This window comes from Actinomadura hibisca NBRC 15177, from assembly GCF_001552635.1.
Taxonomy (GTDB): domain Bacteria; phylum Actinomycetota; class Actinomycetes; order Streptosporangiales; family Streptosporangiaceae; genus Spirillospora; species Spirillospora hibisca.
On the sequence record NZ_BCRO01000051.1, the window covers coordinates 62956 to 85481 of the forward strand.

The 22526-nt window shown below is 72.8% G+C and carries 35 protein-coding genes; 1 reads left to right on the forward strand and 34 read right to left on the reverse strand.

Going from position 1 to position 22526, the window contains the following annotated elements; translation table 11 throughout:
• Positions 1-6 precede the first annotated feature (6 nt).
• The 14 genes from AH6_RS24315 to AH6_RS24375 are packed head-to-tail and all read right to left on the reverse strand — an operon-like array spanning position 7 to position 10804.
• The gene (locus tag AH6_RS24315; protein WP_067483771.1) at positions 7-549 is read right to left on the reverse strand and encodes a hypothetical protein; all 543 of its coding nucleotides are present in this window, start codon (positions 547-549) and stop codon (positions 7-9) included.
• Complete coding sequence (locus AH6_RS24320) at positions 546-929, reverse strand: hypothetical protein (protein WP_067483773.1); 384 nt, start codon at positions 927-929, stop codon at positions 546-548. Before AH6_RS24320 ends, AH6_RS24315 begins: the two co-directional genes overlap by 4 nt.
• Before the next feature lie 3 nt (positions 930-932).
• Positions 933-1187, reverse strand: a complete 255-nt coding sequence (locus AH6_RS24325) for a hypothetical protein (RefSeq protein ID WP_157431674.1) — start codon at positions 1185-1187, stop codon at positions 933-935.
• Between the two features lie 2 nt (positions 1188-1189).
• Positions 1190-2392: an SU10 major capsid protein gene (locus tag AH6_RS24330; RefSeq protein ID WP_067483777.1), complete on the reverse strand. Its 1203-nt coding sequence runs from the start codon at positions 2390-2392 to the stop codon at positions 1190-1192.
• Between the two features lie 11 nt (positions 2393-2403).
• Positions 2404-3051: a hypothetical protein gene (locus AH6_RS24335; protein ID WP_067483779.1), complete on the reverse strand. Its 648-nt coding sequence runs from the start codon at positions 3049-3051 to the stop codon at positions 2404-2406.
• A 24-nt stretch (positions 3052-3075) separates the two neighbouring features.
• Positions 3076-3474, reverse strand: coding sequence for a peptidoglycan-binding domain-containing protein (locus AH6_RS24340; RefSeq protein ID WP_067483781.1), 399 nt, complete (start codon positions 3472-3474; stop codon positions 3076-3078).
• 6 nt (positions 3475-3480) lie between these two features.
• Positions 3481-3780: a hypothetical protein gene (locus AH6_RS24345; protein ID WP_067483783.1), complete on the reverse strand. Its 300-nt coding sequence runs from the start codon at positions 3778-3780 to the stop codon at positions 3481-3483.
• 1 nt (position 3781) lies between these two features.
• On the reverse strand, positions 3782-4837 hold the full coding sequence (locus tag AH6_RS24350; RefSeq protein ID WP_157431675.1) for a phage minor capsid protein: 1056 nt from the start codon (positions 4835-4837) through the stop codon (positions 3782-3784).
• The gene (locus AH6_RS44765; RefSeq protein WP_169807901.1) at positions 4830-4994 is read right to left on the reverse strand and encodes a hypothetical protein; all 165 of its coding nucleotides are present in this window, start codon (positions 4992-4994) and stop codon (positions 4830-4832) included. Before AH6_RS44765 ends, AH6_RS24350 begins: the two co-directional genes overlap by 8 nt.
• Positions 4995-4997: 3 nt before the next feature.
• Positions 4998-6587, reverse strand: a complete 1590-nt coding sequence (locus AH6_RS24355) for a phage portal protein (protein WP_067483790.1) — start codon at positions 6585-6587, stop codon at positions 4998-5000.
• Positions 6587-6769, reverse strand: coding sequence for a hypothetical protein (locus AH6_RS24360; protein WP_067483792.1), 183 nt, complete (start codon positions 6767-6769; stop codon positions 6587-6589). The genes AH6_RS24355 and AH6_RS24360 overlap by 1 nt, the downstream gene beginning before the upstream one ends.
• Entirely contained in the window at positions 6766-8019 is a 1254-nt protein-coding gene (locus AH6_RS24365) for a PBSX family phage terminase large subunit (protein ID WP_067483794.1), read from the reverse strand. Before AH6_RS24365 ends, AH6_RS24360 begins: the two co-directional genes overlap by 4 nt.
• A complete protein-coding gene (locus AH6_RS24370; protein WP_067483796.1) occupies positions 8006-10297 on the reverse strand; it encodes a carbohydrate-binding protein in 2292 nt (763 codons plus the stop codon). The genes AH6_RS24365 and AH6_RS24370 overlap by 14 nt, the downstream gene beginning before the upstream one ends.
• Entirely contained in the window at positions 10298-10804 is a 507-nt protein-coding gene (locus AH6_RS24375) for a helix-turn-helix domain-containing protein (protein ID WP_067483798.1), read from the reverse strand. It lies immediately after the preceding gene.
• A 95-nt stretch (positions 10805-10899) separates the two neighbouring features.
• Here AH6_RS24375 and AH6_RS24380 point away from each other — a divergent pair, with 95 nt between their 5' ends.
• Positions 10900-11175 (forward strand): hypothetical protein, encoded by a 276-nt coding sequence (locus tag AH6_RS24380; RefSeq protein WP_157431677.1) that lies wholly within the window; start codon positions 10900-10902, stop codon positions 11173-11175.
• Between the two features lie 83 nt (positions 11176-11258).
• Here the strand turns inward: AH6_RS24380 and AH6_RS24385 are convergent, their stop codons facing one another.
• The 20 genes from AH6_RS24385 to AH6_RS24480 form a co-directional block, all read right to left on the reverse strand.
• Positions 11259-11669 (reverse strand): DUF6221 family protein, encoded by a 411-nt coding sequence (locus AH6_RS24385; RefSeq protein ID WP_067483802.1) that lies wholly within the window; start codon positions 11667-11669, stop codon positions 11259-11261.
• Entirely contained in the window at positions 11666-12601 is a 936-nt protein-coding gene (locus AH6_RS24390) for a hypothetical protein (protein WP_067483804.1), read from the reverse strand. Before AH6_RS24390 ends, AH6_RS24385 begins: the two co-directional genes overlap by 4 nt.
• Positions 12602-12645: 44 nt before the next feature.
• Positions 12646-13176 (reverse strand): PDDEXK family nuclease, encoded by a 531-nt coding sequence (locus AH6_RS24395; protein WP_067483806.1) that lies wholly within the window; start codon positions 13174-13176, stop codon positions 12646-12648.
• A 336-nt stretch (positions 13177-13512) separates the two neighbouring features.
• Positions 13513-14883 carry an AAA family ATPase gene (locus AH6_RS24400; RefSeq protein WP_067483812.1) on the reverse strand — a complete coding sequence of 457 codons (1371 nt, stop codon included), beginning with the start codon at positions 14881-14883 and terminating at the stop codon, positions 13513-13515.
• A 13-nt stretch (positions 14884-14896) separates the two neighbouring features.
• Positions 14897-15106, reverse strand: a complete 210-nt coding sequence (locus AH6_RS24405; protein ID WP_067483813.1) for a hypothetical protein — start codon at positions 15104-15106, stop codon at positions 14897-14899.
• Entirely contained in the window at positions 15106-15633 is a 528-nt protein-coding gene (locus tag AH6_RS24410; protein WP_067483815.1) for a hypothetical protein, read from the reverse strand. Before AH6_RS24410 ends, AH6_RS24405 begins: the two co-directional genes overlap by 1 nt.
• The gene (locus AH6_RS24415) at positions 15630-15839 is read right to left on the reverse strand and encodes a hypothetical protein (RefSeq protein ID WP_067483818.1); all 210 of its coding nucleotides are present in this window, start codon (positions 15837-15839) and stop codon (positions 15630-15632) included. Before AH6_RS24415 ends, AH6_RS24410 begins: the two co-directional genes overlap by 4 nt.
• Positions 15836-16021 (reverse strand): hypothetical protein, encoded by a 186-nt coding sequence (locus AH6_RS24420; RefSeq protein ID WP_067483820.1) that lies wholly within the window; start codon positions 16019-16021, stop codon positions 15836-15838. The genes AH6_RS24415 and AH6_RS24420 overlap by 4 nt, the downstream gene beginning before the upstream one ends.
• On the reverse strand, positions 16018-16446 hold the full coding sequence (locus AH6_RS24425; protein WP_067483822.1) for a RusA family crossover junction endodeoxyribonuclease: 429 nt from the start codon (positions 16444-16446) through the stop codon (positions 16018-16020). Before AH6_RS24425 ends, AH6_RS24420 begins: the two co-directional genes overlap by 4 nt.
• Positions 16443-16751 carry a hypothetical protein gene (locus AH6_RS24430; protein ID WP_067483824.1) on the reverse strand — a complete coding sequence of 103 codons (309 nt, stop codon included), beginning with the start codon at positions 16749-16751 and terminating at the stop codon, positions 16443-16445. Before AH6_RS24430 ends, AH6_RS24425 begins: the two co-directional genes overlap by 4 nt.
• Entirely contained in the window at positions 16748-16930 is a 183-nt protein-coding gene (locus AH6_RS24435; protein WP_067483826.1) for a hypothetical protein, read from the reverse strand. Before AH6_RS24435 ends, AH6_RS24430 begins: the two co-directional genes overlap by 4 nt.
• Entirely contained in the window at positions 16930-17391 is a 462-nt protein-coding gene (locus AH6_RS24440) for a hypothetical protein (protein ID WP_067483828.1), read from the reverse strand. Before AH6_RS24440 ends, AH6_RS24435 begins: the two co-directional genes overlap by 1 nt.
• Complete coding sequence (locus AH6_RS24445) at positions 17384-18016, reverse strand: hypothetical protein (RefSeq protein ID WP_067483830.1); 633 nt, start codon at positions 18014-18016, stop codon at positions 17384-17386. Before AH6_RS24445 ends, AH6_RS24440 begins: the two co-directional genes overlap by 8 nt.
• Positions 18013-18687 (reverse strand): hypothetical protein, encoded by a 675-nt coding sequence (locus AH6_RS44005; RefSeq protein ID WP_067483832.1) that lies wholly within the window; start codon positions 18685-18687, stop codon positions 18013-18015. The genes AH6_RS24445 and AH6_RS44005 overlap by 4 nt, the downstream gene beginning before the upstream one ends.
• A complete protein-coding gene (locus tag AH6_RS24455) occupies positions 18684-19472 on the reverse strand; it encodes an exonuclease domain-containing protein (protein WP_067483834.1) in 789 nt (262 codons plus the stop codon). The genes AH6_RS44005 and AH6_RS24455 overlap by 4 nt, the downstream gene beginning before the upstream one ends.
• Positions 19469-20260, reverse strand: coding sequence for an ERF family protein (locus AH6_RS24460; protein WP_218005919.1), 792 nt, complete (start codon positions 20258-20260; stop codon positions 19469-19471). The genes AH6_RS24455 and AH6_RS24460 overlap by 4 nt, the downstream gene beginning before the upstream one ends.
• Positions 20247-21302, reverse strand: a complete 1056-nt coding sequence (locus AH6_RS24465; protein ID WP_067483836.1) for a YqaJ viral recombinase family nuclease — start codon at positions 21300-21302, stop codon at positions 20247-20249. The genes AH6_RS24460 and AH6_RS24465 overlap by 14 nt, the downstream gene beginning before the upstream one ends.
• Positions 21299-21655: a hypothetical protein gene (locus tag AH6_RS44770; RefSeq protein WP_067483838.1), complete on the reverse strand. Its 357-nt coding sequence runs from the start codon at positions 21653-21655 to the stop codon at positions 21299-21301. Before AH6_RS44770 ends, AH6_RS24465 begins: the two co-directional genes overlap by 4 nt.
• On the reverse strand, positions 21652-22047 hold the full coding sequence (locus tag AH6_RS44010) for a DUF6907 domain-containing protein (RefSeq protein WP_067483840.1): 396 nt from the start codon (positions 22045-22047) through the stop codon (positions 21652-21654). Before AH6_RS44010 ends, AH6_RS44770 begins: the two co-directional genes overlap by 4 nt.
• Positions 22044-22505, reverse strand: a complete 462-nt coding sequence (locus AH6_RS24480) for a hypothetical protein (protein WP_067483842.1) — start codon at positions 22503-22505, stop codon at positions 22044-22046. The genes AH6_RS44010 and AH6_RS24480 overlap by 4 nt, the downstream gene beginning before the upstream one ends.
• Positions 22506-22526: the final 21 nt, after the last annotated feature.

The window sequence follows — 22526 nt, forward strand, 5'->3', positions numbered from 1 at the left end:
GCTCCTCTATGCCTGTGGGTAGACCAGCGCGTCGAAGCTGATGACCGCCTCCTGGCGGACCGTCGGCGGCGTCCCCGGCTCGACCATCGGCACCGCGCCCGTGTTCGTGGAGATGCCGCGCTCGGACTCGCCGGCCTCCACGACCGCGCCGCCGAGGGTGCGGTCGCCGTGGATACGGGACACGATCGCGTCGATGAGCCGGTCCAGGTCGGCCTGCGCGTCCTCCACGCTGGCGGCGCGGGCCATGTGCCAGACCCACAGCTCGACCGCAAGGGCGCGCCGCTTGAAGCCCGACGTGGACCCGCCGAACGCGATCCGCCGCTCCGCGTCGCCGGACAGGTGCACGGCCATGACCGCGCCCATCCCGCGCCCCTCCGACAACCCGGCCGTCGCGTCGCGGTCCTCGAACCGCGTCGTCCAGTACGGGCGCACGCCCGCGAGCCCGGCGGCGGCCAGCGGCGTCGGCCGGTAGACCCGCGCGGCCGTGTCGAACGTGGAGCCGCCGAAGAAGCTGGCGATGCCGACGCGGATCTGCTCTCGACTGCTCACCGCGCCATCGGCCCCTGTCCGGTCAGCCCCGCGTCCGCGAGGATGCCCCACGCCTGCTCACCGATCAGCGGCAGGGCGGTCGTGGAGCCTCCGACCGACTGGCCGCGCGACAGGTCCACCCCGCCCGCGGACGCGCCCGTGGGCACGCCCGGCTGCATCCCGTGCCGGATACCGTCGGCGTTGCCTTGGGCGAGCTGGTAGGCGACCTGCTCGATCGTCGCGGCCCGCAGCGCAGACACGGCGCCGTCGGCCTCGGTGTCGTAGGTCGAGCAGCGGAGCACACGGTCGATGTCGCGCGAGGCGCGGTCGAGCAGCAGGGCGGCCCTCTCCACGGTGTAGCCGAGGGCCTCCTCCAGCTGCTCGACCGTCGCGTACGCCACCAGCTACTCCTTCTTCTTGTCGCCGCCCTCGGGGCCCTGCGCCGGGCCTTCGGGGGCCGGGGCCGGGTCCTTCTCCGGGGCGGGCTCCGGGGCCTTCTTCTCGGCGGGACGGCGGCGCGGCTTCGGCTCGTCCTCGACCCGCCAGTCCGACCCCGGGTCGGCCACCAGCCGCTCCAGCTCGCCCGCCCGATCGCTGCCCGGCTCCGGCCGCTCCCGCTCGGCGACGTGACCGCCGACGCCACGCACGTAGGTCGCCACGATCACACCGCCAAGCCGGTCATGAGCGCGTGGTGCTTCTCCGCGCCGTACTTGAGCCCGATCTCGCCGTAGAGCTGCACCTCGTCGGAGGCGCCGGTCTTGGCGAGCGGCTCCTCGAAGAAGTGCCCCTTCTTGGGGACGTTCAGGAACACCGGCGACAGCTCCTCCAGCGAGACGACGCCCAGGGCGTCCTGCGGCATCGCGCGGTCGAGCATGACGTTGAGCGTGCCGAAGTCGGTCACGACCGTGGTCACGTTGACGCCGCCGACGTTCCGCGACTGCTCGGTGTGCTGGCCGTACGCGGACATGTACGCCTTGGTGACCGCGCGCTTGACGACCGAGTTGCACAGCAGCGTCGCCGTGTGCTGCTCGGAGATGCCGCCGTTGTCGAACGCCATCTGGAGCAGGTCGTTGACGTGGTCGGTGATCAGCGCGGTCGTCCACGGCTTGGTGAACGCGATGTTCGCCGCGGTGCCCAGCGTCAGCGCCGCGCCGCCGTTGCTGCTGGCGACCTTGAAGGTGTTGGTCGCGACGTCGCGCACGTAGTAGACCCGGCCGGCCAGGATGTTCGTGGCGACGTCGGTCGCGGTGAACACGATCTTGTCGCCGTTCGACATGCCGTGCGCGGTCGAGGTGATCGTGTCGGTCGCCGACGACGCACCCGAGAAGCTGGTGCCCTTCGCGATCCGGTTGGTCGTGATCGCGTCCAGGATGCCCCGGGTGCGGCGCGGGGTGCTGTTGTCGGTCGGCCGGGCGTACTTGCCGTTGATGAACGACCAGTTCACGTCCAGCGCGATCTGCTTGAGCGCCTGCATGACCTGCCACGACAGCTCGTTGCCGACCGGGTTGGAGCCCGGCACGCCGGTGTAGGGCGCACTCGCCGGGGTCGAGACCTGCCCGGTCGCGGACTGCTTGGTGTAGGAGACGCTGACCTTCTCCTGGTGGATCTGGCAGATGTTCCGCACGTTGGAACGGACCCGCTCCTCGGCGGTCGGCGCGGTCGCGCCCTCCACCCGCACCCGGCTCTGCGTGGCGTCGCGCAGGTCGTACTGCTGCCACTCGAACTCGGTCGCGGTGGTCTCCGCGCCGCCGGTCAGGCCACCGATGGCCGACAGCAGCGGCGTGTCTTCGGGGGTGAGCGACAGCAGCTCGCCCACGTAGTTGGGCAGGTTGAACGTGGTGCCCATACCGGTGATGCCGGCCATGTGGCGTCTCCTTACTTGAGTGCGGCGCGCTGCCGCTTGAGTGCGATCGCGGTCGCGAAGTCGCGGTTCTTCTCCGCGTCCGCAATCTGCTGGTCGATGGATGCGGCGGCTCCGGGGCCGCCGTGGAACTCCCCGCCGGAGCGGGACGGGCCGGAGGACGCGGCGAACCGCGAGCGCTTGGCGAACTGCTTGGCGACCTTGGTGACGGCGGCGCGCAGCTCGGCGTCATCGAAGTCGTCGTCGTCCAGCTCGTCCACGACGGCGCTGCGGAAGCTGTCGGAGTCGAGCAGCGCCTCGGCGTCCGCGCCGACCGTCCGGGCGATCCGGGTCACGGTCGTCTCGTACGCCAGCTCCGCGGCGCGAGCCTCGGCGGCGTCCGCGCGGGCGGCGTCGGCTTCGGCCTGCGCTCGCAGGTCGTCCACCGTCGGCTCACCGTCGGCGGGCCGCCCCTTGGCGAGCGCCTCGTCCAACGCCTTCTTGTTGGCCTTCGCCCTGGCCTCGTGCTTGCGGGCGAGAGCCTTGTTCTTCTCGGCCTCGGCCTTCCAGTCGATCTCCTCGCCCGTGTCGGGCGCGTCGATGTCGGGGGCCTCGGTGGTGGGTGCGGTGCCCGTGTCGGGCGCGTCGCCGGTGCCCGTGTCGGGCTGGACCGGAGTCGTCATCTGCACTCCTAGATGGGTGGGCTACTACTTCTTCTTGCGGGGCCCGCCGGTCCGCGGCTTGCGGAGGCGGGACGTCTTGGTGCGCGGCTTGGCCTTCTTGAGCTTGGCCAGCACGCTGGGCGTGACCTTGCCGTCCGGCTTCATGCCGTACTTGCGCTGCGCGGCCTTGATTGCCTCGGTGGTCTTCGGTCCGAGCTTCCCGTCGAGCGCCAGCGGCTTGCCGGACGCGTCGGTCAGCCCCAACTTGGCCAGGAGCTGCTGCACCTCCTTGACCTTCGGGTCGCCGCCCTTCTGCCCGTAGCCCGGCCCCGTCTTGCGCTTGGGGTCGTAGGCCATCGCCTGCCCCGACGGCGACGAGCTGGACGACGCAACGGAGAACTCTCCGGCCTCGTCGCGCGGGTGGGCTTCCTCATCCCAGGGCATCGGGCCTCACTTCCTGCGTGCGCCGGCGCGCGGCTTGCGCAGGCGAGATGTCGGGGTGCGGCGGGCCGGGCCGGTGAACCCGGCCGCGTCGGCAGCCGAGCGCGCGTCGGACGCCTGCGCGTTCTGCCGGTCCCGCTGGATCTGCTGGATGCGGCGGCGGCCCTCCGGGGTCCGCACCAGCTCCGCCAGCTCGGCATCCGACGGCATCGGCGGCGGCGAGGTCGGCGCGGTGGTCTTCTTCGCGCCCTTCTTGGCTGCGCCCTTGTAGGGGCCGCCGTACTGGTTCTTCCCGCCGGGGTTGGCCACGTCAGCCTCCTAGTGCGTGCCGAACAGACGGCGTCCGGCGGAAGTCGGCGCGCTCGCGCTGCCGGGACCGCTGGAGCCCCTGCGCGGCGACGTGCTGCCGTAGTTCGCTCTGCCAGTAGCGGACCTTGCGGCGGGCCAGCGCGCGGGCGACGTCGTCCAGCGCAGCCGCCTCACGCCGGGCCCACCGCCGGACGTGGCGCTCCAGCGCGCGCTGCCGCTGGCTCGCGTCGTAGTCCGCGCCCGGCCGGTTCCGGATCGAATTCGGCGGCAACTCCACCTCGCCCGGCACGAACTCCCTGATCGTGTGGTGGCAGTTCGGGTGAAACAGGCCACCGTCGCGGGCCTCCGCCAACGACGCGTACGCGGCCGCCGACGGCGACTCCCGCACCGACAGGACCCGTCCCTCCCACGGGCGGCACAGCGGGCACGGGATCGGGCTGTAGGTCACCACGACCAGGCCGTCCCCGACGTCGGCGATGCGGTTGGTGAACCCGTCGATCACCGCGTTCCCGGCGGCGGTGTCCACCAGCGTCCGCACGTACGGGCCGACGGCGTGCGCGCGGCCGTGCCCGTCCCGGTGCCCGGTGACACCGTGGTCAGCGACGCGGTTCAGTTCGCGCTGCACCACAACCGGACGGACATCTGGGCGGGCGGCGCGGCCCCGCGCGACGATCCGCCGCCAGGCCCTCACCACCGCGCCCGGCAGACCACGCCACAACGTTTGAAGGGCGTCCACCAGGCGGCCGGACGAGCGCTGTACCTGCCGGACCGTCGGGGTCTGCCCCGCGCCGCGCTCGTAGGCGGTACGGATCGCGGTCACGATCTGCGGGCCTGCGGTCTCTGCGAGCTGCGCGACCGTAGCGTCCAGGTCGCGGCGGATCTGCGCGAGGTGCGCGGCCTGCCGGGCGGGCCAGTCGTCGTCGCCGAGCCCGTCGGCCAGCCGCACCGCCATGAGGCGCAGCGTTGTGGTCTCCCACGAGGTGTGCAGTTGCACGATCGGGATGCCGAGCCCGTCGGCCTGCGCGGGGGACGCTGCCGAGGGGAACACCTCAGCCACCAGAGCCGCCCTTGCGGCGGGGCAGTCGCCGGTACCGGGTGCCCTTGCCGCCTGCGGTGGCGTGCGCCTTCCCGCGCGCGTGCTTGCGCAGGTCAGGACGCGCGAAGAACAGCTTCCACTGCGCCTTGGACGCGAACGGCTTGTGTGCACCGGGCATCGCTCACTCCTCCGCAGGCTCGTCCTCGCCGTCGGGCGGGAAAGGTGCGCCCGGCCCGGTATCCCCAGGCCCCATGCCGACCCCCGAGCCGGGCACGCTCATGGCCCCCTCGTCCTTGATCCGCTTCACCTCGGCCTGAATCTGGGGGTCGTCCCAGTCCGGGTGCATCATCTGGACAAGGGTCTCGGTGCTGGCGGCCTCCGCCGCGCGCATGAGCTGCGCGGTCTGCGCCAGGGACGCCGGGTCCTCGCTCACCGAGTCGCCGAACTTGATCGTCGGCCGCTCCGGGGTGACGCCGGACCGGAAGTGGGCGGCGTCGATCGCCAGCAGCACCCGTAGACGCTCGGCGAGCCCAGGCGACCAGTACCCGGTCTTCCGGTCCCGGGTGATCAGCGACCGGCGCTCCCGGGCGGTGACCTCGGTCGCGGTGACGGCTACCTGGTCGGCCGTCCCGAACGTCTGTGTCGAGTAGCCCGACATGCGCACGATCTGGTCCGTCAGCGCGCGCGCCGTCTCCAGGTGCTCGGTCACCCGGATCGCGAACTGCGCCGGGGTGATCGCCAAGCCGCCCGCCTGGGTCGTGCCGACCAGCGCGTCCATCGGCGTGTACAGCTCACGCTCGCTGTCCCACGTCGCGCCCTTCCCCCGGCCCTGCGACTGGAGGTAGGTCTCCGGGACGAGCAGCCGCGCCTTACCGAGCCGGATGTCCCGCATGAGGCTGCTGTAGGTCTCGTCCAGCGAGTCCATGAGGGACTCGGTCCCGGAGAAGTCCGCGCGGCCCAGGTGCGCGCCGGCCGGGGTGTCCCGCCAGACCCGCGCCGGGCGCATGTTCGGGATGTAGCCCGCGGTCAGGCCGTCGGGGACGCGGGTCTCCACCATCGACTGGAGGCCCTTGGTCGCCGGGTGCGCGCTGAGGTCCTGGATCTTGCCGAGGTCGGTCAGCCCGCCCTTGTACAGGCCGTTGAGGATGAGGCCGGGTTCGTGGCGCTCCAGGTGCCGCCACACCTCCGACCCGTCGCGGTGCACGACTTGCCAGAACGTGACTGCGGTGAGCTGACCCCACCGCCATTCGGGGATCGCAGCATCGGCGTGCACCACGCCGAGCCACGGCCGGTCGCGGACGCTCGTGTCCCAGCAGGTCCGCAGGTAGACGCCGCCGAGCGCCGCGCACACCTCGGCGGCCTCCAGCAGATCGGCGTGGAGGCCGTCGCCGACCAGCTCGTCCAGGCGGGCCTGCGTGGCGTCGGACTCGGCGGTGAACGTCGGCGGCTCGGAGAACAGCAAGTCCGCGCTCGTGGCGGCGATGTCACCGGCGAGCGGCACGTGCAATTTGGTGCGCCGCTCGGTCTCGGCGGTCGGCGTCCCCCAGAACCAGCGGGCCAGCGTGCGGCCCACGCGTCCACGCAGGCCGGGCCGGTCCGGGGCGAGAGGCCCGCTGGCGGGGTTGCCAGGGTCACCGGCGAGGGTGCCGCCGTACAGGTCGGACAGGTGGTCGGAGTCACCGGAGTACCACGCCGACCACACCGACAGGCGGGCGGTGACGGGGTCAAGGTCGCGGGGCGGCCAGACGGTGCCGTTGGCGGGAAGCGGCATCAGGTCAGCCCCGGGGTGCGCGCGAGGAGTTCGGCGAGATGCCTCCACTCGGCGGCGACGGCGGCGAGCGCGAGGGCCTCGGCGGGCCCGGAGCGGCGGGCCTGCTCCAGGACGGCGCGGGCCTCGCCCACGGCGGCCTGCGCGGGGGACGGGCGGTCAGTGCTGGCGTGCGGCATGGTCACGCTGCCTCCCTGAGGTCGGACCGCCATGCGGTCTGGGTCGTGTGCACGACGTACCGGCCCGCGTCGAGCGAGTGGTCGTCGGCCTTGATCGGGGCGTCCTCGCCGCGCGCGGCCTTATCGGGGTCCCACGAGTAGCCCGGGACCTCGTTGATCCATCCCTGGCAGCGGCGATGCACGCGGAGCCGGTCCCGGGCCAGCAGGCTGCTAAGGGTCCTGATCCCGTCGAGGACCGCGTTATCGCCGTGCACCGGGCTCAAGCCGTCCTGCCACAACTGCGTGAGGAACGAGGCGGCCGACGGGTCCACGATCGTCCACTGCGGGCGCACACCCTGCTCGTCCAGCCACGCGCGCAGCCGCTGCGAGTACTCGTGATCGGTGAGCTGCCGGCGCTGGGCCTTGCTGTCCCAGCGCCATTCGTTCGCCAGGTACAGGACGTTGTCGGTGCCCATGCCGAGCAGCAGCGCGGCGAACGGGTTCGTGGTGCCGTAGTCGATGCCGAGCCCGATCCACCGCCGGATCGGCGGCAGGACGTCCACGACGTGCCGCTCGGGGTCCCACATGTCGAACACGGCACCTTCGGCGAGGCACCACTCACCCAAGATCATGCGCCGGTACCAGAGCCCGACGAACTCGGCGCGCAGCGCGGTCACGTACTCGGCGGGGAGCGCCGGGTTGTCGTCCAACGTGAAGTGCCAGTGCGCCAGGTCGAGCTGCGGGGCGCGCAGCAAGAACTGCTGCCGTAGCCAGTGCTGCGGGCCGTCCGGGTTCGTGGTGGCGAGCAGCCGCGCGCCGGGCACCGACAGGCGCGCGAGGAGCTGGGAGAAGAACGCCTCCTGGAGGAGCGTCGCCTCGTCCACGTACGCCAGGCACGCCGTGAGCCCACGGAGACGGCCCTCCGCCCGGACGTCGTGCGCGCCGATCAGGTGCACCGTCCTGCCGAGGATGACGGCGGTGTTCGAGCCGCGGGTGTGGTGGACCTGCGCGGCCAGCGGCCCGAACAACGACGTGTCTTGCAGGGGCTCGATGACGTTCCGCTCGATCGTCTCCCGCGTCCTCCCGACGATCACGATCAGGCCGTGGTCCGGGGCGGCGGCCACCGCGATCAGGAACGCCAGCAGCGAGGCGAGCGTTTTCCCGCTCCGCACCGCGCCAGCCCAGATCGAGATGCGGGCCCGCGCCGACTCGGTGATGCTCGTGATCTGCTTCGGCGACAGGATCGAGGTGACGCGCGCGAGGTCAAGAGCGGACATGGATGCGCGGGATCACGCCGACTACACCGCCGGGGCTAAACGTCGCAGGCGCGGCCCCGGGCACGGCGACGCCGTGCGTGTACCCGGAGGCGACCACGCCGGGACCGGGCGTGCCGGTGATCGGCAGAGCGTACGCGCCCTGACCGGCGGTGCGTAGCGTCGGCTGCGTCGTGGCCGACTGGACCACCGCAGACAGCCAGTACACCCCGGCGGCGAGCGCCTGCGCGATGGTGATCTCCTGGACGCCGACGATGTCGCCCGGCACGGTCCCCGCATCCAGGAGGAGAGGGCCGGGCTGTATCTCGCCGGTGTCGGCGTAGATCATCAACCTGATGACCGAGCCCGCGTTCCCGGCGGCGGTGACCTCGCAGCCGATCCGGGTCAGCGGCGTGTCGTGCGGCACGTACCAGGGGAACCCGCGCATCGTGCCGTTGCCGGTCTGGCCGGTGCCGGGCGCGGACCCGCCGGACGGGAAGATGGTTTTACCGGGCGGGATGGGGTTGGCGGCCAGCGGCGCGGACAGGAGCGCGAGGTTGGACAGGGCGAACGTGGCGGGCGAGGTGTGGTCGCTGGTGACCCGGTACACGCTGCCGTAGTAGGTGACCTCCTGCCCGGTCACGTAGGCCGTGGACGGCGCCCACGCCTGCCGGACGGCGATCGGCGCGGCGTTGCCCACGATCCGGTTCGCCAGGAGCGCCGACCCGGGCGCGACCACGGGACTCGGTGTCTGCCCGGCTCGGGGCGCGTGCCCGATGTCGATCGAGTTGCGGTCCGCGCCGCCGGTCAGCGAGACCGCGGGCACGCCGGTGTTGTGGCGGCTGGTCGCGGTGATCACGCACCGGGACGCGCCCGCCAGCGCGATCGCCGCATACGCGCCGCCCTGCCCGAAGCTGGACTCGGCGACGGTGACGCCCGCCAGGGTAACGGCCTCCACGCCAGGGCCGAGGTAGAAGCCGTGCCCGCTGACCTGCTGCGCGTCGCACCCGGCGAGGGCAACCTCCCCGATGCCGTTGCCCTCGATCACGTAGCCGTGACCTTCGGCCGGGACCGGCGGACGCGCCGCACCCTGCGCACCCTGACCAGCCAAGTACGACTTGCAGCTCACGAGCTGCGTCGCCGACCCGGTCACACGGAACCCCGCGCGCGCCGGCTTCTCGGCCACGCACCCAATCGCGTGCGTGTCGAACGACAGCCGGAACGCGTCGCCGCCCGCGTGGGACACCTTGCAGCCGATGAGCCGGATGTCGGACCGGCCCTCGATCCTGATCCCGTCGTCCAGGGTGTTGCGGACGTGGACGGCGCTGATCAGGTGGCTGGGATCGTGCGCCTGGTCGCTGCTGGCAGCGGTGGTGAGCGGGTTCGTCACCAGCACGAGCCCGTGGTACGGGCCGGGCCCGGTCTGCGTGGTCGCGCGGCCGTCCAGGGTGAGATCGGCGATCGAGCACCACACGGCGTTGCGGTCGGTGGTGCCATTGGTCGAGGTGTGGACGCGCAGCATGTGGCAGTTGGAGCCGGGCGCGAGCTGCAACGTGGTCGAGAACTGGCCCGCGCCGCGCAGCATGACGCGCGACGGCACCTCCACCGTGGGCCCGGTGATAAACGCGAACCCCGGCGGCAGCACCACCTGCGCAGCCTGGAGGACCGCGGCGTCGTCCAGCGCGGCCTGGAGCGCGGCACGGTTCGCGGCGGCCGACGCCGGGTTCCCGTCGGTGCGGAACCCGTAGCTGTGCGCCGCGATCACGGTCTGGCCGGCCAAGTCGAGGATCGCCGACTCGGCGAGGTCGTTGCTGATGCCGCCCGCTCCGGAGGTGAGGGGCTCGACCACCAGGACGCGGCGGCCGCGGTAGGTGACCACGTCCCACCGGTCATAGCCGGTCGCCGGAGCCAGCACACCACGGTCGTTCAGCGGAACTTGGTCGAGGCGTACGTACTGCGCGACGGGCGGGACGGTCTCCAGCGGCACCACGTCGGCCAGGTCCAGCGGCACGGCACCGGCGGGGACGGCGATCACGTACTCGCGGCGCGCTCCGGGGAGCTGCTCCACGACGTTGTACGCCCACCCGGACGGAGAGACCGCGTCGTCGTCGGTGCACACCAGCGGCACCGACAGCCCCCCGTCCGCGTCGAGGGTGCGGCGGATCGGGCGGGCGGGGAGGAGCCGGTCATCCAGCGCGGAGGCGAGCGCGGTGTTGGGGGTGAACGTCACGGTCCCCGAGCACGGGGTGACGCCGTCGGCGTGGACGTAGGTCGCGGTGACGGTGCGGGTGGCGAGCGCCATCTATGCCTCCTCCCCGGTGCCGTTGATCTGGTTGGCGGCGAGCTGGAGCGCCTCGCCAAGCTGACCCAACATGCTCTTGGCCGCGTCGGCTCCGCTGTCGGAGTCGAGGCGTTCGAGGTCGGCGTGGCCGCGGATCGCGGTGTGGACGGCGGCCATGATGTCGCGCGCGTCGCGGGCCGGCGGGAGCGGAAGCGTCACCCGGACAGGCCCCTTGGGCGTGGACACGACGACCTCGGTGGGCTCCCACAGCCGAGTCCGGAGGCGCTCGCCGTCGTTCAGCAGGTCCAGCGAGAGCTGCGCGCGCTTGGCCTTGGCGTCGATCTGCTTGGCCTTGGTCGCGGCGCGGGTGCGGGCCCGGTCGAACTCCAGGCCCATGCGTTCGGCGGCGGCCGACACGGCGGCCATCGACCGGCCCAGCTCGCGCGCGATCGCGTTGCGGGACAGGCCCTCGGCGTGCAGCGCGCGGATGCGGTCGTGCTCGTCGGGGGTCAGCGGCCCGGACGGCATGGTCACCTCCCGGACGGCCAGATCACGTCAGCCGGTGAACCAGGCGCGCGCCTCACGCGTCGCACGCGCGTACCCCTGGACACCGAGGAGAGTCGATGCCCACCTACGTGCACTGGCCACACCCGCCTACACCAGAGCAGCGGTCCCGTGAGCGGCTACGCGCCGCCGTGCTGGTGGTGTGGGTGCTGGTGGTGGTCGGGGTCGTCGGCCTGGTGGTGCTGCTGCGGCCGGACCCGGAGCCGGCCGAGTGGCCGACGCCTGCTCCGTCGCCGGTGGAGTCGGTGGAGCCGGGCGACGACATCGACATCCCCGAGGGCGACGACGATGAGAATCGTGATCGGCATCGGCTGCCGGGCAAGGGGCGGTGGTGAGACGACGAAGCCCGGCGCGGTGGCCGGGCTGTCGGTGGACATGGTGATCCGGGTCTGATGATGGGTTATCCACAGGCCCGGTGTCAAACCAGGTCAGGGCGCCACGCCTCGTTGTAGTCGGGGTGATCGCTGTAGGGGTAGGCGAGGCGCTTGAGGTGGGAGCACCAGCCGAGTACGTCGCTGCCGTGGTGTTCGCCCCAGTCGCAACGGTGGATGCCGGTGTGCTGCGCGAGGCGCTGCCGGTTGACTTCGACGTCGCGCCGTACGCGCGCCGGGTCGTGGCGGGCAATGTGGCCGCCGACCCCAGGCTCCATGAAGCCTCTGGCGCCGACCGCAAAGGGGTTGGAGTTGAGCGTGTTGCTCGGTCGGCCCGCGTAGAGCGTTTCGTCGGCCACCTTCCAATACCAGACGGTTGCCCCCACGTCCTCGGCGGCGGTCCGAGCCGTGTTCTCGTCCTCGTCCAGCCGGGCCCGCAGGAACTCCACCAGCGTCATGACGCGATCCTCCCGCCGTCGCCGCGCTGCTGCTCGAACAACCGCCACGCCTCCTCATCCACCAGCCCGCCGAGCAGCGCGCGCACCGTGCCGTCGTCGGCGACCGTCCCGGCCCGACCCGTCGCACCCGCGCGCCGCGAGAACGGCACGCCCGGCACGCCCTGGACCGGGCCGCCGCGCTCCAGCACCGCCGCCAGCCAATCCCACGACCCGATCGGCCACACCGGCATCCCGCGCCACCGCGCGCCCGTGACCGCCGGCGGCGGCACGCACGTCCCCGACTCGCACACGATCACCGGCTCACCCGCCAGCACCCGCACCCGCCACGTGCGCTCACCACCGACCGGCGCCATCTCCGTGCGGCCCTCACACCACGGGCACACGGCAGCGAGGAGCTGCCCGTCGATGCGCAGCGCGAGCGCGGCCGACAGCGTCCCGACGATGTGCGCGGCGCGGCCCGCAGCCCAGTGCGCAACCTCATCGCCGTTGACCCAGCCGGTCACGACGGCGGGCAGGCACTCGGCAGCGCGGGCGAGGTAGGGCCGCGGGTCGGCGTCCGCGGCGCGCAGCTCGGGCCGGGCCGGGACGTGGCACGCGGTCTCCACCCACGCGGCGAGGTCCCGCGCTTGGGCGAGGACGTCGGTCAGCACGTCCAGGACGTCGGCGCGCGCTGCGTCGGGGTGAGCGCCGGGCGCTTCGTCCACGCGCTCCTCCAGCTCGACGCGCGCCGCGTAGTCCAGCTCCGCGCGCCGCTCCGCCGACGCCGCAGGCTCGCGCCACGGTCGGGACGTCGCGGGCTCGCGCAGGTGCGCCAGACCGATCACGAGGACGGCGGCCTCGCGGAGGTCGCGGAGCGCGCGGTCGATGGCGGGCAGGTCGTGCGCGCGCGAGGCTGCGGCGACCGAACGGCGGTCGTCATGCGGTTCGGTCATGGTGGTGTCCCTTCACGGCGCAGATGGTGCAGAGGGTGGGCTGTTCAGCGAAGACCATCGGGCTTCCAGTACTCGCCCTCGAATGGGCCTGTTCCTGCCGGGATGGGGAGTGCGAGCCCCGGGCGGTTGTTCGGCAACTTGATCAGCCTCAAAGAGGTGGCATAGGCGTACTCGATCAGCTCTCCGGCCCAGGACGGCTTGAAGATGAGGGCGACGCCAAAGCTGGGTGTGGCGAGGACGAACAGCGCGTCGGGGTCTGACTGGGCGATGGCGTGGGCTCCCATGGCGATCTGCCCATGGTTGGGATCGTCGGTACCGAAGGCGTTGAGCGAGACGGGGAAGCTTTCAGGCTTGACCTCGATGTACGCGGTTACTGGAGCGGGAAGCCAGGTGGCGACCATGTCCGTGACGCGGAAGTCGGGGAGGTACTGCCCTTCCTGCGTGGCGAATGCGCAGGGCTCGTATTCCCAGACGAGACCGCTGTTGTCGAGCCAGGCGGCAAATCCGGCTTCCAAGCGGGAGCGCATGCGGATGTTCTTGTACATGGTGGGTCGGGCCTTGAGGGGCTTACTCATGGCGGTTCTCCTGTTGTGGTGTCGTCCGGGTGGGGCCCGGTGGCTTCCCGGGCCCCGGGGAGCCGATCCACCTAGGAGGCTCCCCGTAGGGGATCCAGGTGGATCAGTGGATCAGTGCAGGTCAGAGGGGGTGTGACAGCGGGTGGATCACTGAATCGTGATCCACCCCCCTGTTTTGCCTGGTCAGGTGGGTGGATCAGGGGCGTGGATCGGGTGGATCAGGACCGGTCGTAACGCTGTGACCTGCGGTGATTGTTTTCACGGGCGTGATCCACCCCTCTGAGCTGCGAAAACGCTGGTTTTCGGGGTGGTTTCGGGCGGGCGTGATCCAGGTGTTCATGCTGCGGTTCCCATGGCGTCCCACTCGTGCCGGTGCTCCTCCACGGCGCGGTTGACGCTGCCGTAGGACGACCCGGTGAGCTTGGCCAGATCGCGGATCGTCAGCCGGTCGCCGGCTTCGGTGCACAGGGACACGATGTGCGCCCAGAGGGCGTCGCGGGGGCGGGTGATGGGCGACCAGGGCCAGGAGCCGCCGCGCTGGAGGGCGCCGGGGATGGGGCGGGTGGCGTCGCGGTTGCCGCGCCAGGCGGTGAGCTGCCCGTCCTTGCCGATGTGGTAGCCGAACTCGGGCCAGCGCAGCCACCCGGACCAGCCGTAGGGCTCCTTGGCGCGCTTGCCGTTGGTGGTGGTCTTGGCGGCGTGCGCCTCGATGAGCAGCGCGCAGCCGATGCGGACGCGTAGCGCGTCGAGGGTGACGGCGACGGGCTTGGCGCTGGTCTCCTCCAGCGGGTCGCCGTTGGCGGCCTTGTACAGGGGTCCGATGATCAGGATGTCGGGGGCGATGGTTTCGGCGAGGCGGGCCAGCCATTCGCGGTCGGCCGGGGTGGTGAGGTCCATGCCTTCGGGGCGGGCGCGCAGATGGAAGTGGCCGCGCTGGTAGCGCTGTCCGGCGGCCAGGCGCAGGGGGCGGAGTTCGCGGCGGGACTGGCGTTCGCTGTTCTCCAGATCGACGTGCAGGACGCGCAGCGGTTTGATGGGTTCGCCGGTGAGGGGGTGGATGCCGGACGCGGCTTGGATGCCCATCTGGCGCAGCAGCGTGGACTTCCCGGCGCCTTCCTCGCCGGTGAGGACGAACCGGTCGCCGCGCTCCAGGAACCCGGGGATCAGCCAGTCGTAGACGTCGTCCTGGTCGTCGGCGTCGAGGAGGTCGTCCAGCTCGACCGCGGTGACGTCTGCGCCGACTTCGGTGAGGCCGGCCTCGATCTCCAGCGCGGTGCGGGTTTCGGCGAGGACGTCGGTCAGGTCGGCGTCGGGGGTGTGGGCCTTTTGGAGGCCGCGGGTCATGGCTTCGATGACGCGGCGGCGTCCGGCGAGGGCGGCGACCTTGCGGGCGTAGTAGCCCGCGTTGGCGGTGGTGGGGCAGGCGTGGACGAGGTCGAACAGGTACAGGGGGGTGAAGTCGCCGGTGAATGCGCCTGCTTGGAGGAGTTCCAGGCGCAGGGACTCGATATCGACGGGGTCGCCGTCGGTCCGCATGGTGGTGATGCGGTCGTAGATGGTTTGGTGGGAGGGCCGGTAGAAGTCGTCTCGCGCGACGATCTCGGCGACGCGGGCGGCGGCCTCGGGGGATTGAATGGCGGCCCCGAGGGTGGCCTGTTCGGCGCCGATGTCGTGCGGCGGCGGCCGGTCGAATCCCTCGTCGTTCACGCGGTGGCTTCTTTCAGAAGAGGGCGGGTTGCGCGGCGGCGGGGCGCGCGGGTGCGGGTGCGGTGGTGAGGCGGGTCTCGGTGATGGGCCCGGCGGTGCGGGTCCAGGCGCGGGCGCGGGTGCGGCAGGTGGTGCAGGTGAGGGCGGCGCGGTGGTCGGTTCCGGCCCGGCCGGCGCGAAGGAGCGCGTCGGCCGGGCCGTAGCACCAGGCGCACAGGGCCACTAGGCGGCGGTCTGGTCGCTGTCGTCGGCGAGCGCGGCGCGGTCCAGGACGGTCTGGAGGAGGTCGGCCAGGCCCCGCATCTCGTGCCGGAACTCGCTGGCGGACAGGTCCTTGGTGGTGCCGGAGACCTGCCGGGCCTGCCGGAGTGCCTGCTCGGCACCGGCGCGCAGCCGGGCGTTCTCGATCTCGCCGAGCAGCCCGGCGGCGTGCCTCAGCGTGTCCTTGGACAGCTCGATCTCGCCCTGCTCGTTGATGGTGCCGTGGGCGGTGCGCTGGACGTACAGCGCCTTCATGACCTCGCGGACGGCGCCCTCCTGCTCGCGGGCGGGGATCTCCATCGCCGCGATGCGCATTTTCACGCTGGGCGTCTTGTCGGAGTCGGGGGCGGGTTCGGTCCGCTCGGTGGCGGCCAGCTCGACCACGGCCAGGACGCGCGCGCCGCGCTTGGCGTAGATGGCGGGGGCGTGGGGCTCCAGGGCGGCGGCCGCGGAGCCGCCGACCTTGCCCTCGATCTTGATGTCGGTCACAGGATCGTCCTCATCTTGTTCGGGTCGTTGGGCAGGACGCCGTCTCGGACGAGTTCGGCGTTGTAGCGGAAACCGGTGCGTTCGGTGACGCCGACCGCGGCGGCGGCTTCGGGGATGTCGATCGGTGTGCCGTCGGCCTTGCGGCGGGTCATGCGGACCATGGCGAAGTCCGCCAGGAGCGCGACCCGGATGCTCCAGCCGCTCATGCAGGTCCCTTCTTGGTCAGGCGCTCGATCACGGGTGCGAGGGCTTTGAGGTGGCGGTCGGCGGCCTGTTCGGCGTGGCGGCGGGTGCCGGTGGCGAGCAGGTGCGGGGTGCAGGGCCCGGCCAGGCACCGGGCCCGCCAGATGCCGGGGGCGGGCTGATCGACCACCACCGGCGAGATCACGGCGTCACCGTCCAGATGCGGATCACCGCGCCGGGTTCGGTGAGCGCGTCGGGGTCGGGGTCGGCGGCGTAGATCTTGCGGGGTTGGTGGTAGGCGACGAGCCGGGCGTCGTCGGCCCAGATCCGCGCGGTGGTGAGGGCGTCCTCGGTGGACCGGATGAGCTTGGACAGGTCGGGGTAGGTGGTGTGGAACGGCCGGCGAACGGTTTTGCCGCGGGGCAGGGAGAACACGAACTCGGCGCGGAGCGGGCCGTCCAGGGGCGTCCAGTCGGGTCCGGCGGCGGCCAGCGCGGCGGCGGCCACGTGCTTGCGCCAGGGCGCGACTTTCTTGGACGACTCGATCATGCGGCCGTTCCCGATGGGGCGCTTGGAGCCCTGCGGGCCGGGGACGCCGTGGACGGTGATGACGAGGGCGGGCGCGGTCACGCTGCCGCCTCCGCGCGGAGGCGCTGCTCGTACCGCAGCGCGGTCTTGTAGGAGATGCCGAGCCGTGCGGCGGCGGCCTTCTTCGACAAACGCATCTCGCGCGTCAGCTCCCGGTAGTCCTCCACGCGCCCGGCAATGACCTCGGCGCTCCTGAGGACGCCGGGTGCGCCGGGGGCGGCGCCGATGGGCGCGTCGTAGCGGCGCGCACCGGGACGGCGGGTGTAGCAGGAGTCGCACAGGCCGAGGGCCCTGTGGGGCCGGTCGCGGGTGCAGCGGGTGCAGCGGCGGATCGGGCGGCGGCTCATGCCTGGTACCTCTCGTCACTGGTCTGGTGGCCGGGCGGCGTTGAGGGGCCGTCGTGGACGTCGAGCGCGTCGTCCAGCCGCGTGGCGAGGTGCTCGACGCGGGCTCCGTCCTCGGCCCAGTGGACGGCGAGGGCGGCCAGCAGCAGCGCGGCGGGCGGGACGGCGTAGATCCAGGACATCAGTGCTCCTCCGGGGGCTCGTTCCTGCGGAGCCACGTCTCGGCGCGCCGGTCCCAGTCGGACCACGCCGCGTGCTCCTCGGCCGGGGAGTAGCCGCCGCGCTGGCGGAGCGACAAGGCCTCGGCGACGACCTGCTCGGCGTCCACACGCGCCGCGTCGGCGAGGGCGATGTGCTGCGCGTCGGCGACGTTGAGGAGCCGGTCGTGGGCGGTCGCGTGGTGGTCGGCGCGGGCGGTCTCCTTGGCGAGCGCGGCCTCCAGTTCGGCGATCCGGGGGCCGACGGCCCGCCAGATGCCGGTGGCGATCGGGCGGGCGAACGCGCTGATCGGTCCCGTCAGGGAGGCACGCTTCGGGGTGGTTCCGTTGATCGCGGCGGCGCGCAGGGAGATGGCGTCCACGGCGGCCTGGATGATGTCGTCGGGGAGGTTGTCCATCTCGGCGTCGGTGATCGGGTCAGCCACGGTCGTCCTCCAGATCGGGGCGGGTGGTGGTCGGGTTGCCGTCCGGCGCGGGCCCGTCGTGCGGCTGCGTAACGTCCGGCCCGTGGTCGGCGACCAGCACGCCCGGCGGCGGCCCGTCCGGAGCCGTCCGGCGGCGACGGTCGAGGAGACGGTGCCTGCCCGCCGGGTCGCCGTCCGGGGCGTCCGGGACGGTCGGGACGGTCGGGTGCCCGCCGGTCACCCGCGCGGCGACCTCGGCGCGCGCGTCGCGCACCAGGCCGGGCGGCCCGGCGAGCGGGTCGGCGTCGGGCACCGTGCCCGCCAGCGCAACGGCCGGGTGCGGGGTGTCCCGCTCGCGCTGCTGGGCGGCCAGCGTCTCCACCTGGTCGGCGATGTCGGCAGCCGCGGCGGCCTCGCGGTCGTGGTCGGCGACGACGGCGGCCGCTGCGTCGTAGGCGGCCTGCGCGGCAGCCAACTGCGCGCGGGCGGCTTCCAACTCCAGCGCGGCATCGTCGCGGGCGGGGCGGGCCTCGTGCGCGGCGCGGCCGTGGGCGGCCGACAGTGCACGCAGGTCCTGGACCTGCTGCTCCAGCAGCTCCGCGGCCCGCTGGGCGGGCTGGATCGGCGGCTCGGTCGTGGTGCTCATCGACCCTTGCCCCCGTTCGCGGTCCGGGCGGAGATCCGCACCTGCGCGCCCCGGTAGGTGCCGGTGACCCGGTGCCAGACGACCAGGCAGCCGAACGGCTCGGTCTCGACCTCGGCACCGAGGAACTCGGCGAACCGGGCCAGGTCGGCGCGGGTCTGGTCGTCGGGAACGTCGGCGTCGATCACGCCGTCCAGTAGCCCGGCGGGCTCGGTGGCGATGGTCCACTCGGCGTCGGGGAGGCGCTGCTCCAGCAGGTGGGCGAGGGCGAGCGCGGCAATCATCTGCCGCCCGCCCGTGGTGGTCTCGAATGCGAGATCATGGGACATGTCGTTCGGCTCCTTACAGCCGTCGGCGAATCGGGCCGCCGCCCCGGCTCCACCCGGGGCGGCGGTTCTACTGATCTGGTCTCGGATGCGCTCCAGCCCGCCGGGCTGCGGTGCGACCTCGGCGGCGACGGTGACGAGCGCGGTGCGGAGCGCCTGCTCCTGCCGGGCGGCCAGCGCCCACACCGGGCCGCCGCACCACGGGCACGACGGCGCCATGCCCGCGGCGACCATCGCCCGCTGCGAGGCCGTGGGCCGCCGCGTCCGGGCCCGGCACACCAGGCACTCGTGCGGGTCGGACGACGGCCGGACGGCGCACCGCAGCCGCCCGGCCAGCGCCCGGATCACGACAGCGACTCCTGCCGCGGCGAGACGATCAGCGGCCACTCGCCCGCCGTCGCCTCCAGGTGCTCGGCGTCGCGGATGCTGTCGAGCTGCTCGTCCGAGGTCCGGGCCCTCATCGCCTTCCCGCGCAGCCACCGCGCGAAATCGGCGTCCTGCGCCCGCGCCCATCCGGCCTGCGCGTCGTGCAGCTCGTCCGCGCTCATCCGCCCGATCGCGGCGTTCTTCTGGGCGATCCGCACCGCGACCCCGGCCGCGCCCCACGCGTCCGCGGACGCGTCGTGAGCGGACGCGGCGTCCAGGCCGACGTTCCAGAACTCGCAGCAGTTCACGAGCTTGCGCTTGCCGGAGCGGCGGGACACCTGTTTGTCCAGGACCCGGGCGTCGATGACCGGCCCGATCGGGCGTCCGAGCGCCTGCTCCAGCGTCGGCAGGCCGTGCCGTCGGCACTCCCACATCAACAGGGGCAGGTCGTAGCGGCGGATGTTGAACCCGACGATCGGGGCGCCCGTCTCCAGCGCGCGGGCGAGCATGTCCACGATCTCCGCCAGCGCGCCGACCGGCTCGACGCCCTCGGCGCGGGCCCGCGCGGTGGTGACGCCGTGGATGCCGGCGGCGCTCGCGGGGATCTCCACGCCGGGGTTGACCAGCCACGTGCGGCCGACGGTCGGGGCCTGCCCGGTGCCGTCGATCCGCGCGATGCACGCGGTCACGATCCGGGACTCCTCCACGTCCACGCCGGTCGTCTCGAAGTCCAGCGCGCACAGTGGACCGGTGTGCCAGGGCGTCACTGGGCACCCTCGCGCCGCTCGGTTCCGATCCGGCGGATCAGGTCCCCGATCGGCTCGTCGTCGCCGTGCTCGTTCATCACCGTCTGACCGGCGATGCGGTGCTGGGTGACCTCCCGGTGCATCTGGTAGAGCCGCTGCAACGAGGTGGCCGGGCTGATCGCCTCGTCCCGGTAGTCGGTCGCCGGCCGGACCGGCGCCTCGCCGCGCTCGTGCTGCGACATGTCGGGGTCGGGGTCGGAGGTCGGCACCAGGCCGCCGTGCAGCAGCAGCGTCCGCAGCGCGACCGCCAACGCCTTCGCGGTGCCCTTGTCGCCGGAGTCCAGCGACTCGCCCGCCGACTGGACCTCGATGAAGTCACCGGCCGGACCGATGATCTGGTAGGTCACGGTGACGGTGCACTCGCGAGCGGGCTTGTTCCCCGACGTGCGGGTGTCGCGGTAACTGGTCTCGACCCTCACCGGCAGCACCAGCACGCCATGCAACCGGCACGCCGGACCAAAGGCGTTCAGGGTGCGGTCCACCCCGCGGAAGTCGTAGGTGCCCGCGCCACCTGCCTTGACCTGGCCGCCCTCGCCGCCCTTGTGGATCGACCGGACCTCGCCCATGACGCGCGACCACGCGACGTGCACGGGGACCTGGTCGGGCCCGTCGGGGCCGGGCTCGGAGATGTTCACCTCCGGCAGCGGACCGGCCGGGACGGGCGGGGCCGCCGCAGGGACGGGCGCCGGAGCGGGCGCGGCCGCGGGCCCACCGTTGGCCATGCGGGCGGCGTTCTCACGCAGAGACATCGACGTTGTCCTCCTTCAACCGGCGCTCGCGAGCGACGGTGAAGCGCTTGTAGGGGGTGGTCTTGACGCACGCCGCGTAGGCGTCGGGGAACTGCTCGGCGAGGCGCTCCAGATCGACGGACTCGCGCACCAGCGGGTCGCCGTCGCGGTTGACGGTGTCCAGGGAGTAGGCCGCGACCGGCTGGTCATAGAGCGCGGCGGCCTCCGCCGAGCCGAGCAACTCGACCAGCGCGACGCGCGCGGCGGCCTTGGCCTTCTTCGCGCGGCCCTCGCGGATGCGGTGGGTCTCGTAGTCGGTGATGAGGAGCTGGGCGTCGAGCGCCTTCTCCCCGTCCAGCCGGGCGATCCCCGACCGGTCGGGGTGGAGCTGGTCGTACAGGTCCATCACGGCGTCGGCGTTCTCGTCGCCGGTCAGCGCGGGCACCCGCTGCGCGAGCACGTGCTCGGTCCAGAACCGATCGACGGCGGTCACGATGTCGGCGATCAGGTCCGCGTGCTCGCCCCGGCGCACGATGTACTGCCTGTAGTCGTTTCCGCCGACCAGGCACGCGACGTGGACGTGATCCATGCCGGTGACGTGGAGCTGCCACAGCGTTTGCGCGAGCACGTCGTCCGGCACCGCCCGGCGCCAGCGGCCGGCCAGCCACGCCGACCTGGACTTGACCTCCAGCGCGCAGATCTCGCCGCGCTCGCGCTGCTGCGGGCACTCGCGGACCAGCCGGTCCAGGGTGCACCGGTGGTGGTCGGCGTCACGCCGCGCGATCAACCCGATTCTCCGGACGACGGCGCGGTTGCGGCGGGCCCACTCCCGGGCGATCGTCTCCTCGTGCAGCGTGCCCCAGAGCGCGGCCTCGCCCGCGTCGTCGTCCACCGGGAGCGCGTGGGTCTTGTCGTAGTAGACGGCCTGCGCGTTCCCGTGGCTGCCGACGCCGAGGATGGCGGCGACGTCGGAGGAGCCGATCCCGCCGCGCCGGGCGGCGAGCCAGTCGGCGCGGTCGGCCGACGCGGGCGAGATCAGCACGTACGGGCGGGGCGCGCTCACCGGGTCCTCCGCATCAGCGACCGCATCGACGCCGCGAACAGCAGCTCCATCGCGTCGGCCTGGTCGTCGCGGGTCTGCGCCTCGACACGGTCCGCGTCGCGGTCCCACCAGGGCCGCGCGTCCATGTCGTAGGCCCCGGACTCCAGCTCGGCCAGCACCTCGGCCGCCTGGACCGCCTGCTCCCACGCGTCACTAGCACCCGGTGCCAGCGCCAGCGCAGCGGCGTCCGCGCGCGGGTCGGCCGTCTGGACCGCCCACGCGACCAGCCGAGTCCACTGCCGCGCCATCAGGTGCGGGGTGACCGGCCGCAGCCGCGCGGGGCGGGTCGGCCGGTCCAGCAGCAGCGCCGTCATGCCGCACCACCGATGTCGGCGGCCGCCGCCCGCACGATCTCCGCGACGGCCGTGTGGCCGAGCTGCTCCAGCACCCGCGCCAGACCCTCCGCCTCCTTCGGCGACACCTGCACCGACGCACCGTGCTCGTAGCCGACGACCACGACCCGCGGGCCGCTGCCGCAGCGGCGCTCCTCGCGCGGGTCGGTGAACTGGTGCCAGATCGCGTACGCCTTCACGTACGGGCCGAACTCCGCGCTCGTGGTCAGCACGCGGCGCATCTCGCCGTAGTGGTCGGTGATCCAGTCCAGGGGCATCCGGTCGGTGGCGTGGTCCTGGACGCACCAGGACGGGCAGGCCGGGCGCGGCGGGGTGGGCACGTCGGCCGCCGCCGTGGGGTTGAGCGCCGTCACCGGGCACCCCCGGCGGGCACGTAGCGGGCGCCATAGCCCTGCGCGTACGACAGCGCCATCTCCTCCATGCCGCACGACACGTCCACCTCGACCGCCAGGACCGTCCCGAGACGCCCGTCGGTCCGCTCCACGACCGCCAGGCCCCCGAGCAGCTCCTCCGGCTGCCAGTACGGCCGCCAGTCATGAGATAGGTCCCAGCCCATCCGCTCGATCGTGATCGTGTGCCCCGCGTCGGCCAGGTCGGCGCGGACGTCGGCGATCAGCGGGTACACCGGGCCCGGCGCGGCCGCGACCACGTCCGCGAGCCGGTAGAACACCGCGCGGCCGATCACGACCGCGACCAGTGCGCCGACCAGGATCAGCGTGCGGCGGGAGGCGGTGATGCCCAGCCGCGCGGCCAGCGCGGGGAAGGCGGTCGCGGGCACCAGGGCCTCGCGACGGGGTGCGATGATGGACATCGGTTCTGCTCCTTGCGTAGA